This window comes from Mesorhizobium sp. M7A.F.Ca.MR.245.00.0.0 (assembly GCF_003997415.1).
Taxonomy (GTDB): domain Bacteria; phylum Pseudomonadota; class Alphaproteobacteria; order Rhizobiales; family Rhizobiaceae; genus Mesorhizobium.
Genome location: NZ_RZTE01000031.1, coordinates 18577 through 33262 on the forward strand (window position 1 = coordinate 18577; position 14686 = coordinate 33262).

Genomic DNA, 14686 nt, shown 5'->3' on the forward strand with positions numbered 1-14686 from the left:
CTCCCTTACTTGTCCAGGTTCTTGCCGACGGCGCGCATGGCGAAGAAGGCAACGATGTTGGCGAGAATGACGGCGATCACACCGCCGGCGGATGCCTGGCCGATTTTGAACTCCAGCAACGCCTTCTGGTAGACGAGGAAGGGCAGGTTGGTGGAGGCGTATCCCGGGCCGCCATTGGTGGTGACGAGGATCTCGGCATAGACGGAGAGAAGGAAGATCGTCTGGATCAGGATGACGACCGTGATGGCGCGCGACATGTGCGGCAGCGTCAGATAGATGAAGCGGCTGATGAAGCCGGCGCCGTCCATCTCGGCGGCTTCCTTCTGCTCGCCGTCGAGCGACTGCAGCGCGGTCAAGAGAATGAGCGTGGCGAAAGGCAGCCATTGCCAGGCGACGATGATGATGATCGCCAGCATCGGATGCTGCCCGAACCAGTCGATCGGCTGGGCCCCGAAGAAGCGCGCTATGTCGGCGAACACCCCATATTGCGGGTGCATGATCATGTTCTTCCACACCAATGCGGCCACCGGCGGCATGACGAAGAACGGCGAAATGACCAGGATGCGCACGATGCCCTGGCCCCACATCGGCTGATCGATCAGCAGCGCCAGAAGGATACCGCCGATCACCGTGATCAGGAGCACGCTGACCACCAATGTGAGCGTGTTGAGGATCGACTGCAGGAAGGCCGGGTTGGAATAGAACAGCGCGTAATTCGAGAAGCCGACAAAGCCGTCGCGGATCGGATTGAGCGGATTGTACTGCTGGAAGGAGAACCAGATGGTGATGACCAGCGGCACAATCATCCAGACGAACAGCAGCACCACGGATGGCGCCATCATGAAGCGGGCAAGCGAACGGGTCTGCTGAGTAGCCATGACGGTCACCCTTCACTGGTCAGACTAATTTTCAAAAGGCGTTAAAGGCGGCCGCCCGAACTGGGAATTCGGGCGGCCGTTGCCGGTCAGGAGGCGACCGGCAGTCGGCACCGGGAGGAGCCTTACTTGATGTATCCGCCTTCGGTCATTGCCGCGGTGGCAGCGTCCTGGGCCTGCTTCAGCGCATCGTCGACGCTCGACTGGCCGGCAAGAGCCGCCGAGAAGAGCTGGCCGACCGTGGTGCCAAGACCCTGGAACTCAGGGATGGCGACGAACTGGACGCCGACATAGGGCACCGGCTTGACGGTCGGATGCGTCGGATCGGCGGCGTTGATGGAGTCCAGCGTCATCTTGGCGAACGGAGCCGCCTTCTGGTACTCGGCGTTGGCATAGAGCGAGGAGCGCGTGCCCGGAGGAACGTTGGCCCAGCCTTCCTTCGAAGCGACCAGTTCGGCATAGTGCTTGCTGGTCGCCCAGGAGACGAACTTCTGGGCGGCATCGGCCTTCTGCGTGCCGGCGGGGATCGCCAGCGACCATGCCCACAGCCAATTGCCGCGCTTGCCCAGGCCATTGTCGGGTGCCAGCGCATATCCAACCTTGTCGGCGACCTGCGATGCCTTGGGATCGGAGACGAAGGACGCAGCGACGGTGGCGTCGATCCACATGCCGCATTTGCCCTGCTGGAACAGCGCCAGGTTTTCGTTGAAGCCGTTGGAGGACGCGCCCTCGGGACCGTCGGCCTTCATCAGGTCGACATAGAACTGCAGCGTGTTCTTCCATTCCGGCTGATCGAACTGCGGCTTCCAGTTCTCGTCGAACCAGCGGGCGCCGAAGGAGTTCGACATGGCGGTCAGGAAGGCCATGTTCTCGCCCCAGCCGGCCTTGCCGCGCAGGCAGACACCGTTCACGCCATTGGCGCGGTCGGTCATCTTGTCGGCGGCCTGCCTGATGAAGTCCCAGGTCGGCGCGTCGGGCATCTTCAGCCCGGCCTTCTCCATCAGGTCCTTGCGGTACATGACGAAGGAGCTTTCGCCGTAGAAGGGCGCGGCATAGAGCTTGCCGTCGACCGAAAGGCCGCCTGCGATGGCGGGGATGATGTCCTTGGCATCGTAGTCGTCGCCGAGCTTGTCGAGCGGCAGCAGCCAGCTCTGCTTGGCCCAGATCGGAACCTCGTAGGTACCGATGGTCATCACGTCGTACTGGCCGCCCTTGGTGGCGATGTCGGTGGTGACGCGCTCGCGCAGCACGTTTTCTTCGAGCGTGACCCAGTTGAGCTGGATGTCGGGGTTCGCCTTGGTGAAGTCCTCGGTCAGCTTTTGCATGCGGACCATATCGCCATTGTTGACGGTGGCGATGGTGATGGATTCGGCATGTGCGGCGAACGCAAGCGTGCTGGCCGACAACAAGCCCAGGGTGAGCGTGCGAAGTTTCATCAAATTCCTCCCTTGAACCAAGATGAGCATTTGCCTTGGCTTTGGGCAATTACTCACTTGGCGTGAATTATGTCAAGTCGGATTCGATGCTGCAGCGCAGCACCCGGGCGACACCGCAGGCCGGGGCGAGCGGAAATTGCCAGGACGAGGAGCGTCCCGGCCGGATACAGTGCGGCAACAGCGGATAGATCTGCGAGAACCAGGTGCAGCCCGAAAGCTTGCCGGTCAGCAGGCGATCTCGGCCAGCAGCCAGTCGCGGAAGGCACGGATCTTCGGCACGTTGCGGCGCGCTTCGGGGTAGACCAGCCAATAGGCATGGCCGTCGTCGCCAACCAGATCGAAAGGCTGGATCAGGCGCCCGTCGGCAAGTTCCGCCTTGAACAGCGCCCTGGTCAGGACCGCGACGCCATGACCGGCGATCGCCGCATTGGCCTCATAGGCCTGCGCGCCCATGCTGCTGCCGGGCCGCTTGGCAAGATCGTGCGAATGCACGCCGGCAGCCTCGAACCATTGCGTCCACCAGATGTCGCCGGGATCGAGGATCGGCAGCCGCAACAGGTCCGCCGGTTCCCTGACGCCGCCGATGGTCGCCGCGAGTTTCGGGCTCAGCATCGGCGTGAAGTCGGCATCGAGCAGCTTGTGCGCCTCCAGGCCCGGCCATTTGCCGCCGCCCGAGCGGATGGCGATATCGGTATCCTCGCGGGCAAAGTCGGTCAGGCGGCTCGACGTTTCGAGCCGCACCGCCAGCGCTGGATGGGCGATCTGGAACGACCCCAGCCGGTGCGCGAGCCAGTTCGAGGCGAATGTCAGCACCGTCGTGACGCACAGCAAGCCGTCGGCCCCGCCACGCGCCGCGGCATAGGCCTGGCCGAGAATGGCAAAGGCCTCGCTGACCGCCGGCGCGAGGCGCTGTCCAGCCTCGGTGAGTGCGATCTGGCGCGGTCGTCGCAGGAACAGCGGCGCGCCGACCCGTTCCTCCAGCACCTTGATCTGATAGCTGACCGCCGCTTGCGTCATGGCAAGTTCGCTGGCGGCCTTGGTGAAGGAAAGATGCCGCGCCACCGCTTCGAACACCCGGATCGCCTGCAGCGGCGGAAGCTGTGCAACCTGCCGAGAGCTCAGGTCCGGCATAAAGCCTCCTTATGGGTCCTTATCGACGTTCGATTGGCAAAGACTGCCGTCAAGACCGACATTCCCAGTCAACCCGTCATTCGGGTTCAGGATAGCGAAGGTTGACGATCATGACCATGGCGCAGCAAAAATGCACTCCCGCACCGGATCACCGCTGGTTTTCGTGGCTGACGGATGGATTCGGCTGGTTCGCGGCCAAAAAACGAGCACATCTCGACATCAGGGACCTGTCGCCGCATCTGCAGCGCGATCTCGGTTTTCTCGATGGCAATGACCCTTTCGGGCGGCACAGCTAGCGCGGTTGGTTTTATCGCAAATCAGGTGTGGCTCCGGTCAGATGTTGGCCAGCAGGGCGGCGGCGGTCCGTTCATCGGTGATGAGGCCGTTGATCAGCCGCCGGTTCGCGGCCGCCAGGATGCCTGGCAGCTTTCGTTCGCCCATGGCCAGTGCGATGACCAGCGATTTCTCGCGTGACGGAAGCGACGCCGACGACACCCGGTCGTTGGTGATGCCCTCGATCATGCGGCCCTCCCTATCGAACACCCAGCCGACGATCTCGGCGATGCCGCCGGCCTTCTGCAGCGCCTTCAATTCGCTCTCCGAAATGAAGCCGTCTTCGTAGAGCGGCGCCTTGGGGCCGAGGTCGCCGATGCCGATGAAGGTGACGTCGGCCTCGGCGGCAAGCGCAAGCGTCGGTTGGATCATCGGCTGGTTGAGCAGCATCTCGCGCTCCTCCGGCGACGAGGCGATGACCGGCAGCGGCATCGGGAAGGAGCGCGCCTTGACCCTGTCGGCCATGGTGAAGATGACGTTGTAGAAGGCTGCCGAGCCGTCCGGCGAGATGTTGCCGGTCAACGACACCACCTTGTGCTGCGGGCATTCCATCGGCGGCAACTGCTCGATCGCCGCCTTCAGCGTGCGCCCGGTGCCGATCGCCATGACGATCGGGGTCGGTGACCGCAGCCGCCGCTCGATCTCGGCGGCAGCCGCCTCGGCGATGCCGATCGTGGTCGAGGACGAATTGGGGTCGCTCGGCACCACCTCGACCAGATCGAGCGCAAAGCGCGATCTCAGCCGTGCCGCCAGATCGAGGCAGTTGGCGATAGGATGGTCGACGCGAACCTTGATCAAGCCCTCCGACACCGCCAGCGATACCAGCCGCTGCGCCGTTTGCCGCGAAATGCCGAGCGTCGAAGCGATCTGGTCCTGTGTGTTGCCGGCAACATAATAAAGCCAGCCGGCGCGCGCCGCATCGTCCAGCCTGTTGCTGCCACCATCCTGCCGGCTATTCAAAGTCCTGCCTCCCGAGACCGCCGGTCATGAGAGCGGCCCATGCCCACTTTCGCAGGGAACGGCCTGCTGCGCAATTGTCAATCTCGGGAGCAATTGCTTGCTGTCGATCGGCGTAGGCACGGCCCAGTTTTTCTGCCTGTGTCGCCAAAGAGACTTGGCCGCGGTCCCGGCAGGCGGCAGGTTCTTGCGCTCCGAAGGTTTATCTCCCGGCTCAAACCCTTTAAGGGATGGCAAAAAGGAGCCTCGCATGATGCCGAAAGCGGTTTTCTGGGACATGGACGGCACGCTGGTCGACAGCGAACCGTTGCACGAAGCAGCCCTGATGGCGGCGATGCGCAATGTCGGCCTTGTCCCGCCGGACGATCTGCATGAGCGCGTGCTCGGCGTTGCCGCCTGGCCGGTCTACGAGATGATGCGCGACGAGTTCGGCCTGGACCTGCCTTTCGACGACTGGATCGTGCGCAAATACGAGCATTATCTGCCGCTGGTGGAGAGCTTGAAGCCGCGCCCGGGCGCGATCGAGATCTTCAACGAGCTGCGTGCAAGAGGCATCCAGCAGGCCGTGGTCTCGAATTCGGACCGGATGATCGTCGACGCCAATCTGAGCATGGTCGGCCTGATCTACCCCGGCATGAAGACGATCAGCCGCAACGATGTGCGCGAAGGCAAGCCGCATGCCGAGCCGTTCCTGCGCGCCGCCTATCTGGCCGATGTCGACCCTACGCACGCCGTGGCGATCGACGACAGCTGGCCGGGCGCCATGGCGGGACTGGCGGCGGGCATGAAAACGATCTTCTGGCCGGAAAAGCCGATGGAAGGCCCGCCCGGCGCCATCGTCATCAACAGCGCCGATCAGCTCCGGGCAGAACTAGGCCTGTAAGGCAATCAGTTCCGGTAGGCCGGTTCCTGCTCGTCGAGGATCGCCTTCAACTCGCTGAGATGGCGTTCGGCCTGGCCGGGATAGTCGTCCATCTCGCTCGCCGCCTTTTCGGCGATCGCGTCGGAAAGCGTGCGCAGCGGGCGGCCGGTCCACAGCGCCTTGATGTAGGTCTCGGCGGCGCGTTCGAAATAGAACATGCGGTTGAAGGCATCGGCGACCGTGTCGCCGATGACCAGCACGCCGTGATTGCCCATCACCATCACCTTGACCTTGGGATCGACGAGAAGCTGCGAGCAGCGCTCGCCCTCCTCCTCGAAGGCCAGCCCGCCATAATGCGAGTCCACGACATGGCGATTGAAGAACATCGCCGAATTCTGGTCGATCGGCGGCAGTGTCGAGTCAGCGAGCGATGCCAGCACCGTGGCGTGGATCGAATGGACATGCATGACACAGCGCGCGTGGCGCACATTGCGATGGATGGCGCCATGCAGTCCCCACGCCGTTGGGTCGGGCGCATCGGGGCCGGAGAGCGTTTCTGGATCGTTGGCATCGATCATCAGAAGGTCGCTCGCCTTGATGCGCGAGAAATGCACCTGGTTGGGGTTCATCAGGAACTGTGTCCCGCCATCATTGACGGCCAGCGAGAAGTGATTGGCCACCGCCTCATGCATATTGAGCCGTGCCGTCCAGCGGAAGGCGCAGGCAAGATCGACGCGCTCCTCATAGTAGGGCAGGTTGGTCAGCGTTTCCTTTTGCAGACGGGCAAGGCTCATCCTAAAATCCTCCGGTTTCGGCAAGAATGCCGTGGCCAGCCCATGTCCGCAACCGGTTTTGGTTGGTGCAGGGATGGCTATCTCACGCTGCCGTGCTGGCAGCGGCACCGCTGGCCCGCAGGCCGCCATGCTCGATGATGAAATCGATCACCTCCTGCAGCCCCTTGCCGCGCGATAGGTCGGTGAAGCCAAACGGCCGTTTTCCGCGCATGCGGCCGGCGTCGCTCTCCATGACATCGAGGTTGACGTTTACGTAAGGAGCAAGATCGCTCTTGTTGATCACCAGGAAATCGGAGCGGGTGATCGCCGGCCCGCCCTTGCGCGGAATCTCCTCGCCCTGGCAAACCGAGATGACATAGAGCGTCAGGTCGGCGAGGTCAGGCGAGAAGGTCGCGGCAAGATTGTCGCCGCCGGATTCGATGAAGACGATGTCGAGATCCGGGAATTTCCTGTTCATTTCGGCGATTGCCTGCAGATTGATCGACGCATCCTCGCGGATGGCGGTGTGCGGGCAGCCGCCGGTCTCGACACCCATGATGCGGTCCTCGGGCAGTGCCTGCAGCCGCGCCAGCATCATGGCGTCTTCCTTGGTGTAGATGTCGTTGGTGACGACGGCGATGGAAAACTCGTCGCGCAGCGCCTTGCACAGCTTTTCGGTCAGCGTCGTCTTGCCCGAACCGACCGGGCCGCCAATGCCGACGCGCAGCGGACCATTTGTCTGTGTCATGCGGGAAACTCCGTGATGGCGAGGATGGCAAAGCCGAGCCCGATCAACAGGCAGAGCGGCGAATAATAGCTGGTATCGAGCCGCGCGAAAGGTTGTTCCGGCGCCAGCCGCCGCCACCATGGCGTGAAGCCGGCTATGCCGCGACCCAGGAACACCAGGCCGATGAGCAGCGAAGTGGCGGCGAGGCCTTCCCGGGGAAAGGGCGAGGCAAAGACGCCCATGAGCGCCAGCGGCCATAGTGTCGCGAGGCACAGGCACGCGGCAACGGCGAAACTAGCAAACGGCGTCGGCATTTCATCGACGCCGCGAAAGCCGACAACGGCGCGGGCGCAGGAGGCCGCATCCTGGCCCGGCCAGATGCCGCCAAGACCCCAATAGACATGCAGCGCGGTGATCAGCAGCAGAGCAAGGGCGAGCGAGAAAGCGAGAAAAATCATGAGCGGAACAGTCGCGAATACTGGGTTTCATGCTTCATCGCCATGACATCGGAGACGAAGGCGCAGCCGCCGAGATCGTCCAATGTCGAGCGCGCAGCGCGGCTTGCGGTCGCCAGCGCCAGCGGCTCGAAGCCGGCTAACAACGCGGTCGCGGCGCTCTGGCCGACGATGCCAAGCCGGATCGCTGCCTGCACAAGGTTGGAGAAGAAGGTTTGCAGGAAGGCTGACAGCGCGTCCTGAAGCGCGATGCCGTTGCCGCCGGCAATGGCGCCGACGGCGACGCAATAGGCGCATTCGGCCGGCAGGCGCGCCAGCACCGGATTAGGCCAGGCCGCCGCCGCTTTGAGGAAGGCCGCACCCTGCAGCATGGTTTCGGTATGGCGTTCGCGCGAGCCGGCGAGCGCCTCGGCGAGTGCCGCCACTTCATCGAGATCACCGGTGCCGCGTGCCCGGCGCCAGCTCTCGGCGAACAGCACGGCGTCGTTCCAGCCCGAACCGATCTCGACAAGCGTTTCCAGCCAGTCGGCAAGGCTTTCGGCATCGGCAACCAGCCCGTCATGCGCCGCGCGTTCGAGGCCATGGCTGTAGGAAAAGCCGCCGACCGGAAAGGCAGGCGACAGCCACGCCATCAGCCGCAGCAGGGCGATATTCGAAGGCTGGTCAGTCATGGTCGTGGTGATGGCCGGCGTGACTGCGCGAATGGGAATGCGCTTCGTCATGAGAATGGCTGTGCGCTTCGGCGTGGCTGTGCGCATGCGCATGGCCGTGATCGTGGCTTGGCCCGCCATGCCCGGAGTAGGCGCCGCGCACCGGCTTGAACGGTTCGGAAACGTCGGCCACCGTGGCGCCCAGCCCCTCCAGCATCGCCTTGATAACATGGTCGCGCAGGATGAGGATGCGCCCGGCCTCGATGCTTGCTGCGAGATGACGGTTGCCGATGTGCCAGGCGAGTTCGGCCAGATGCACGCCGTCGCGGGCGCGGATGTCATAGACCTCTTCCGCCGCCGCGATGATCTCGACATGGCCGCCATCCTCCAGCACCAGCCGGTCGCCATCGTTCAAGGCGACGGGTTCGGGCAGATCGACCAGCACCTTGCTGCCGTCGGCAAGCTCGATGGCGCGGCGGCGCAGATGCCGCTCGTCATGGGCGAGAATGGCCCGGCCCAACGATAGGGTGGTTCCGGCATTGCCGGCGGACAGTACGGAGACGGCGCGCGGGAATTTGGTGAAGTCGGTGTTGAGGTTGAGCTTCATTTCATGGATCCCCCATTTGCTTGCGCCCGTGCACGGGCGGGCCGTGCCAGCACGCGGTCGAAATAGGCGTTGACGCGCTCGGAGTCGATCGGGAATCGGCCGGCGCGAGCCCAGCCGCCCATGTCGCCGAGCAGCACATCGACAGCGGAAAACCGATCGCCGAGCGCAAACGGTTTGTCGCCCAGCCGCCGCTCCAGCGCCTTCAGTTCCGAGGCAAAATCGTAAGCCGCCGCAGGACCGACATCGACGCGCACATCCCTAGGCAGCAGGAAGCGATGGCGCAATTTGTTCCACAGCGGCGCTTCCAACTCGCTCTGGGCAAAATGCATCCAGGAATCCATCTCGGCCCGGCCGGCGATACCCGGATTGGCGCCCATTCCCTTGTCCGCGTGCTTGTCGGCGAGATAAACGCAGATCGCCGCCGAATCCGTCACCGTCAGTTCGCCGTCGATGAGGATCGGCACCTTGCCCGATGGGTTGAGCGCATAGGCTTCCGGTGAGCGCAGATGAACCTCGACGAATTCATAAGGCTGCGCGAGCTCCTCGAGCATCCAGAGAACGCGGCTGACCCGGGATCCGCGCGATCCGACGGCCTTGTACATGTCGAACCCTGCCTTTCCCCAACAAGCTAGACCATCGCGTTCGTTCAGACGATGGTGTCGAAGAGCCGCAGGATGAACGATATCTGGTAGATAAGCGCCGCCGTGACGAAGGCGATGTGGAAGCGGCGGTCGCGCACCAGGATCGCGACGATACACAGCGCAACGAAGACCGGCGTGCGGAACAGATACTCGCTGCCGAAGCGGGCGAAATGCTCTGGCCCTTTCAGCAGCGTGTCGATCACGTCGAGCAGGTAGGTCGCAGCCAGCAGGCCGAAGAACCACGCACGGCGCGAATAGAAGAAATCCTCGTAGCTGGTGTAGTCCAGCATCGAATCGGGAAACAAAAGCGCGCACAGCAGGAACAGCGTGATGGCGTAGAAGATGATGAACAGGTACTTGCCGAAGGTCCAGGTCTCGATGGCGTAGAGGCCGAACTCCCACCACCAGAAATGCACCAGCATCAGGAGCACCGAGACGACCCAGGCCAGATGCACGGGATAGAGCTTGTACTGGCCGGGATGCTGGACGATGCGCGCCACCCCCGACAGCAGGCGGGCGACGCCAAGCCCGATCACCATGCCCATGACGATGCGAATATGCGGGAAAATGTCGTGGGCGGAAGCGATTTCGGTGGCCATGCTCGATCACAATGCAACTGTTGGTCGGCCGCATATTGCTGCCTCCCACCAAGGGCTGCAACGGATAATGCTCGCCCCGTCGAATCGCCGCTTCAGAACAGAAAGTATCTCTGCGCCATCGGCAGCACCGTCGCCGGCTCGCAGGTCAAAAGCTCGCCGTCGGCACGCACCTCATAGGTTTCCGGGTCGACCTCGACATGCGGCGTGGCGTCGTTGAGCACCATCGAATGCTTGCCGATGCCGCCGCGGGTGTTCTCGACGGCGACGAACTGCTTGTCGACACCGAGCCTGCCGTGCAGGCCTGATTCGAGCGCGGCTTTCGAAACGAAGGTCACCGACGAGTTGGTCCTGGCCTTGCCATAGGCGCCGAACATCGGCCGGTAGTGCATCGGCTGCGGCGTCGGGATCGAGGCGTTGGGGTCGCCCATCGGTGCTGCGGCGATCATGCCGCCGATCAGCACCATGTCCGGCTTGACGCCGAAGAAGGCCGGGTTCCACAGCACCAGGTCGGCGCGCTTGCCGACCGCGATCGAGCCGATGTCTTTCGACAGCCCATGCGCGATGGCCGGGTTGATCGTGTATTTGGCGATGTAGCGGCGGACGCGGAAATTGTCGTTGTTGCCGGTCTCCTGCGGCAGCGAGCCGCGCTGGCGCTTCATCTTGTCGGCGGTCTGCCAGGTGCGGATCGCGACTTCGCCGACGCGGCCCATGGCCTGGCTGTCCGACGAGATGATCGAGAAGGCACCGATGTCGTGCAAAATGTCTTCGGCCGCGATGGTCTCCTTGCGGATGCGGCTTTCGGCAAAGGCGATGTCCTCGGGGATCGACGGCGACAAATGATGGCAGACCATCAGCATGTCGAGATGCTCGGCCAGCGTGTTGACCGTATAGGGCCGCGTCGGGTTGGTCGAGGACGGGATGACGTTGGGCAGGCCGCAGACCTTGATGATGTCGGGTGCGTGGCCGCCGCCGGCGCCCTCGGTGTGGAAGGCGTGGATGGTGCGGCCTTTGATGGCAGCGACTGTGTTTTCGACAAAGCCGGATTCGTTCAGCGTGTCGGTGTGGATCATCACCTGCACGTCGTAATCGTCGGCGACCGACAGGCAGCAATCAATGGCCGCCGGTGTCGTGCCCCAGTCCTCGTGCAGCTTCAGCGAACAGGCGCCGCCCAACACCATTTCCTCGAGTGCTGCGGGCAGCGACGCGTTGCCCTTGCCCGACAGACCGATGTTCATCGGAAAGGCGTCGAAGGACTGGATCATGCGCGCCATGTGCCATGGCCCCGGCGTACAGGTGGTGGCCAGCGTGCCGTGCGCCGGGCCGGTGCCGCCGCCGAGCATGGTGGTGATGCCCGACATCAGCGCTTCCTCGATCTGCTGCGGGCAGATGAAGTGGATATGCGCGTCGAAGCCGCCTGATGTCAGGATCTTGCCTTCGCCGGCGATGATCTCGGTGCCGGGACCGATGATGATGGTGACGCCATCCTGCGTGTCCGGATTGCCGGCCTTGCCGATGGCCGCGATGCGGCCGTCCCTGAGGCCGATATCGGCCTTGAAGATGCCGGCGCTGGCGTCCACCACCAGCGCGTTGGTGATCACGGTATCGACGGCGCCTTGCGCCCTGGAAACCTGGCTCTGGCCCATGCCGTCGCGGATCACCTTGCCGCCGCCGAATTTCACCTCTTCGCCATGGATGGTGAGATCCTTCTCGACCTCGATGAACAGTTCGGTGTCGGCAAGGCGCACTCTGTCGCCGACCGTCGGGCCGTACATCTGCGCGTAGGCGGCGCGGGTAATTCTGGCCATCAGCGATTGCTCCCGAAATGCGGTTTGCCGAAACGTGGTTGGATTGAAGCGCGGCTGCACATTGCTGCCATCCTATGGTCACGCAATGACCTGCTGGGCGACACCTTCTGATCCCATTTGGCGGTTGAGGTTAGGGGGTCACCCCAGACCGACCGTTTGCCAATCGATGGAAAGGAAAATCCATGCGCAAAACGATAGTTCTTGCCGCCGCTGCCAGCCTGATGCTGGCGGGCGCCGCCAGTGCCCAGCAGCAACCCGCGCCACAGCCCACTCCGGCGCCGGCAACGCCTGCTCCAGCCACGCCTCAGGCTCAGCCGGCGGTGCCGACGATCCAGAGCGTCAACATCGTCGACATCACCGAGTTGCCAAAGGAGACCCAGACGCAGGTCAACCAGGTGATCGCCCAGCGCGGCGATGACGGCTTGAAGAAACTGCGCAGCTCGATCGACGCCACGCCCAAGGTGAAGTCGGCGCTGGAGGCCAAGGGAATGACCTCTGCGCAGGTGGTCGCGGCCAGTATGGAACCCAATGGCGCACTGACCCTGATCACCAAGAAGGCGAGCTGACGCCACGGCACGGCGGGCCGGCATCCGGCCGGCCGGCCGCATCGGGAAAGGAACCTTCGCCGGGCCGGATTCGTTTTGTTCTTTTCGCGCTAACCCGCGCCCCGAAACGATTTCTCTCAGGAGCGAGCGATGGCGACCAATTCTTTCTCGACCGGAATGCAGGCAGTCGCCGCCATGGCGTTCCTGGCGGCTGCCGGTCCTGCTGCCGGATTGAAGGCGCAAGGACTGGAAAGCACGGAGACCGTCAACCGCATCGTCGGCTCGCAGGTCAAGCAGGAAGAGGCCAAGGCCACCGCTGAGGCCCGCAGCGTCAACACGGCGATCGACCGCACGCGTGAAAACATCGGTACGGTGCGCAAGACGTCCAAGCTCGACAAGGTCGACATCGTGTTCCTCACCGATGCCGCGCGCAGCGAAGGCGGTCCGCCGCCGGAGATCGAAAGCAAGGTCAAGCAGCATCAGGACGACATCACCGAGCTGCGCAAGGAGATCGAGGCCAACGCGCTGCTGTTCAACGCCATCGAATCGCGGCGCGTGCAGGCGCAGGATGTCCTTGCCGTCGAATTCGACGATCCCGGAAAGATCGTCATCTACGCCGCGGCCAAGCCATCGAACTGAGCTGAGCGCGCCGGAAGATTTCACAGCTTGCCCATCACCTTCTGCTGAAATCCGTAGACCTCGCGCTTGCCGCCGAGCGGCACCAGCGTGACGTCGCGCTCCTGCCCCGGCTCGAAACGCATGGCCGTGCCCGCGGCAATGTCGAGGCGCATGCCCCTGGCGCGCTCACGGTCGAATTTCAGCCCCTCATTGGTCTCGAAGAAATGGTAGTGGCTGCCGACCTGGATCGGCCGGTCGCCGCTGTTGGCGACTTTCAGGGTGACGGTGGGCAGGCCCTTGTTGAGCTCGATGTCGCCGCCCACCGTGATGATCTCACCGGGGATCATGGTCACCCTCACACGATGCCGAAGGCGAGACCGATGCCGATCGCCGCGCAGGCGGCACCGGCAGCGCGGGCCAGGCCACGGAACCGGATACCGAGACCGAGACCGGCGGCGATGCCGGCGGCATGCAGCAACAGCGTGGCGATGGCAAAGCCGGCCATGTATTCAAGCCCGCCGGCATTCTCCGGCACCTCGGTGCCATGCGCGTGGCCGTGGAAAAGTGCGAACAGGCCGATGATGGCGACCCCGGCCGAGACCGGCAGATCGATCGCCAGCGCCACCAACAACCCGAGCGTCACGACCGATGCCAGTATGCCCGGTTCGACGAAGGGCAGCGGCATGTGCAGCATGCCCAGCGCGCCGCCAACCAGCATGACGCCGACAAAGGCCGCCGGCCAGGCAAGAAGCGCCTTGCCGCCCTTGAGCGCCGCCCACAGTCCGACCGCGACCATCACCGTCATGTGATCGAGCCCGGAAAGCGGGTGCATGAAGCCGGCCGTGAAGGAGGAGGCCGTGCCGATGCCGACATGGGCATAGGCCGGCATGGCAGCGGCCAGCAGCAGGATCGCCGACAGGCAGAGGCGTTTGGCAGGGATCATTCTATTTGCCTTTCGTTTTGATCGGTCTGGTGTTTACGCCGCCTTGCGGGGGCCGCAGCCCTCGGCCTTGAGAACGCGTCTGCTCGACGCCGGATATTTCTTCAGCATCGCCGCTGGCCGGATCGGCCGCGCCGAAAAACCACCGCCGCAATTGGGGCAGATGCCGCCCAACACCTGTTCCACGCATCCGGCGCAAAAGGTGCACTCGAAGGTGCAGATCAGCGCATCCGTCGCTTCGGGCGGGAGGTCCTTGTCGCAGCATTCGCAGTTGGGACGCAGCTCCAGCATCCTGTCCTCCTCAACGGATCGGTTCGTGCACGGTCACCAGCTTGGTGCCGTCGGGAAAAGTCGCCTCGACCTGCACGTCATGGATCATCTCGGCGATGCCTTCCATGACTTGCGCGCGGCTGACGACATGAGCGCCGGCTTCCATCAGTTCGGCGACCGGACGGCCGTCGCGGGCGCCTTCGACGACGAAGTCGGTGATCAGCGCGATCGCTTCCGGATGGTTGAGCTTGACGCCGCGTTCGAGCCGCTTGCGCGCCACGATCGCCGCCATGGCGATCAGCAGCTTGTCCTTTTCCCTCGGCGTCAGGTTCATGCGTTTCCCTGGATTGGTAGAGACAGGCCTATAGTGACCATAATTTGGGCAACCCCGCCCTTCCGTTGAGCAATCCGACGAGTGGAACCAGCCGCTGGCGCAGCCGGTAGCCGTCCCCGGCGTAGAGC

General features: G+C 63.7%; 20 protein-coding genes and 1 pseudogene. 4 read left to right on the forward strand and 17 right to left on the reverse strand.

What is annotated here, in order from left to right; translation table 11 throughout:
• Positions 1 to 5: 5 nt before the first annotated feature.
• The 3 genes from EOB80_RS25135 to gcvA all read right to left on the reverse strand — a co-directional run bounded on the left by EOB80_RS25135 (position 6) and on the right by gcvA (position 3442).
• Complete coding sequence (locus EOB80_RS25135) at positions 6 to 878, reverse strand: sugar ABC transporter permease (protein ID WP_013528414.1); 873 nt, start codon at positions 876 to 878, stop codon at positions 6 to 8.
• Positions 879 to 1000: 122 nt separating this feature from the next.
• Positions 1001 to 2311 carry a sugar ABC transporter substrate-binding protein gene (locus tag EOB80_RS25140; RefSeq protein WP_127268865.1) on the reverse strand — a complete coding sequence of 437 codons (1311 nt, stop codon included), beginning with the start codon at positions 2309 to 2311 and terminating at the stop codon, positions 1001 to 1003.
• 225 nt (positions 2312 to 2536) lie between these two features.
• Complete coding sequence (gene gcvA / locus EOB80_RS25145) at positions 2537 to 3442, reverse strand: transcriptional regulator GcvA (RefSeq protein ID WP_127318224.1); 906 nt, start codon at positions 3440 to 3442, stop codon at positions 2537 to 2539.
• A 110-nt stretch (positions 3443 to 3552) separates the two neighbouring features.
• Between gcvA and EOB80_RS25150 the strand changes: the two genes are divergently transcribed.
• The gene (locus tag EOB80_RS25150; RefSeq protein WP_127318258.1) at positions 3553 to 3738 is read left to right on the forward strand and encodes a hypothetical protein; all 186 of its coding nucleotides are present in this window, start codon (positions 3553 to 3555) and stop codon (positions 3736 to 3738) included.
• A 37-nt stretch (positions 3739 to 3775) separates the two neighbouring features.
• Here EOB80_RS25150 and EOB80_RS25155 read toward each other — a convergent pair whose 3' ends face one another.
• Positions 3776 to 4735: a sugar-binding transcriptional regulator gene (locus EOB80_RS25155; RefSeq protein WP_127268413.1), complete on the reverse strand. Its 960-nt coding sequence runs from the start codon at positions 4733 to 4735 to the stop codon at positions 3776 to 3778.
• A gap of 247 nt (positions 4736 to 4982) precedes the next feature.
• Between EOB80_RS25155 and EOB80_RS25160 the strand changes: the two genes are divergently transcribed.
• Entirely contained in the window at positions 4983 to 5615 is a 633-nt protein-coding gene (locus EOB80_RS25160; protein ID WP_127330451.1) for an HAD family phosphatase, read from the forward strand.
• A gap of 5 nt (positions 5616 to 5620) precedes the next feature.
• On the opposite strand, the gene EOB80_RS25165 is transcribed toward EOB80_RS25160, so the two are convergent.
• The 8 genes from EOB80_RS25165 to ureC all read right to left on the reverse strand — a co-directional run bounded on the left by EOB80_RS25165 (position 5621) and on the right by ureC (position 11854).
• Positions 5621 to 6388: a class II aldolase and adducin N-terminal domain-containing protein gene (locus tag EOB80_RS25165; RefSeq protein WP_127330453.1), complete on the reverse strand. Its 768-nt coding sequence runs from the start codon at positions 6386 to 6388 to the stop codon at positions 5621 to 5623.
• An 82-nt stretch (positions 6389 to 6470) separates the two neighbouring features.
• Positions 6471 to 7115 (reverse strand): urease accessory protein UreG, encoded by a 645-nt coding sequence (gene ureG, locus EOB80_RS25170; RefSeq protein ID WP_127330455.1) that lies wholly within the window; start codon positions 7113 to 7115, stop codon positions 6471 to 6473.
• The gene (locus EOB80_RS25175) at positions 7112 to 7552 is read right to left on the reverse strand and encodes a DUF3995 domain-containing protein (protein ID WP_127330457.1); all 441 of its coding nucleotides are present in this window, start codon (positions 7550 to 7552) and stop codon (positions 7112 to 7114) included. The genes ureG and EOB80_RS25175 overlap by 4 nt, the downstream gene beginning before the upstream one ends.
• Positions 7549 to 8220 (reverse strand): urease accessory protein UreF, encoded by a 672-nt coding sequence (locus EOB80_RS25180; protein ID WP_164762713.1) that lies wholly within the window; start codon positions 8218 to 8220, stop codon positions 7549 to 7551. Before EOB80_RS25180 ends, EOB80_RS25175 begins: the two co-directional genes overlap by 4 nt.
• Positions 8213 to 8806 carry an urease accessory protein UreE gene (locus EOB80_RS25185; protein WP_127330461.1) on the reverse strand — a complete coding sequence of 198 codons (594 nt, stop codon included), beginning with the start codon at positions 8804 to 8806 and terminating at the stop codon, positions 8213 to 8215. The genes EOB80_RS25180 and EOB80_RS25185 overlap by 8 nt, the downstream gene beginning before the upstream one ends.
• A complete protein-coding gene (locus EOB80_RS25190) occupies positions 8803 to 9408 on the reverse strand; it encodes a glutathione S-transferase family protein (RefSeq protein ID WP_127318238.1) in 606 nt (201 codons plus the stop codon). Before EOB80_RS25190 ends, EOB80_RS25185 begins: the two co-directional genes overlap by 4 nt.
• Before the next feature lie 44 nt (positions 9409 to 9452).
• The gene (locus EOB80_RS25195) at positions 9453 to 10046 is read right to left on the reverse strand and encodes a hypothetical protein (RefSeq protein WP_127318240.1); all 594 of its coding nucleotides are present in this window, start codon (positions 10044 to 10046) and stop codon (positions 9453 to 9455) included.
• Positions 10047 to 10138: 92 nt separating this feature from the next.
• Positions 10139 to 11854, reverse strand: a complete 1716-nt coding sequence (ureC, locus tag EOB80_RS25200) for an urease subunit alpha (RefSeq protein WP_164754403.1) — start codon at positions 11852 to 11854, stop codon at positions 10139 to 10141.
• A gap of 179 nt (positions 11855 to 12033) precedes the next feature.
• On the opposite strand from ureC, the gene EOB80_RS25205 reads away from it, so the two are divergent.
• Together EOB80_RS25205 and EOB80_RS25210 are read left to right on the forward strand one after the other, a co-directional pair.
• Positions 12034 to 12417 carry a hypothetical protein gene (locus EOB80_RS25205; protein WP_127330463.1) on the forward strand — a complete coding sequence of 128 codons (384 nt, stop codon included), beginning with the start codon at positions 12034 to 12036 and terminating at the stop codon, positions 12415 to 12417.
• A 129-nt stretch (positions 12418 to 12546) separates the two neighbouring features.
• The gene (locus tag EOB80_RS25210) at positions 12547 to 13035 is read left to right on the forward strand and encodes a hypothetical protein (RefSeq protein ID WP_127330465.1); all 489 of its coding nucleotides are present in this window, start codon (positions 12547 to 12549) and stop codon (positions 13033 to 13035) included.
• A gap of 20 nt (positions 13036 to 13055) precedes the next feature.
• Here the strand turns inward: EOB80_RS25210 and EOB80_RS25215 are convergent, their stop codons facing one another.
• The 5 genes and pseudogenes from EOB80_RS25215 to EOB80_RS35525 form a co-directional block, all read right to left on the reverse strand.
• A complete protein-coding gene (locus EOB80_RS25215) occupies positions 13056 to 13361 on the reverse strand; it encodes an urease subunit beta (RefSeq protein ID WP_027040029.1) in 306 nt (101 codons plus the stop codon).
• Positions 13362 to 13369: 8 nt separating this feature from the next.
• Positions 13370 to 13957, reverse strand: a complete 588-nt coding sequence (locus tag EOB80_RS25220) for a HupE/UreJ family protein (protein ID WP_127330467.1) — start codon at positions 13955 to 13957, stop codon at positions 13370 to 13372.
• Positions 13958 to 13990: 33 nt separating this feature from the next.
• The gene (locus tag EOB80_RS25225) at positions 13991 to 14245 is read right to left on the reverse strand and encodes a DUF1272 domain-containing protein (RefSeq protein WP_127330469.1); all 255 of its coding nucleotides are present in this window, start codon (positions 14243 to 14245) and stop codon (positions 13991 to 13993) included.
• A gap of 10 nt (positions 14246 to 14255) precedes the next feature.
• The gene (locus EOB80_RS25230; RefSeq protein ID WP_015314510.1) at positions 14256 to 14558 is read right to left on the reverse strand and encodes an urease subunit gamma; all 303 of its coding nucleotides are present in this window, start codon (positions 14556 to 14558) and stop codon (positions 14256 to 14258) included.
• A gap of 28 nt (positions 14559 to 14586) precedes the next feature.
• Positions 14587 to 14686 (reverse strand): annotated as a pseudogene (locus EOB80_RS35525) (urease accessory protein UreD); the annotation flags it as partial.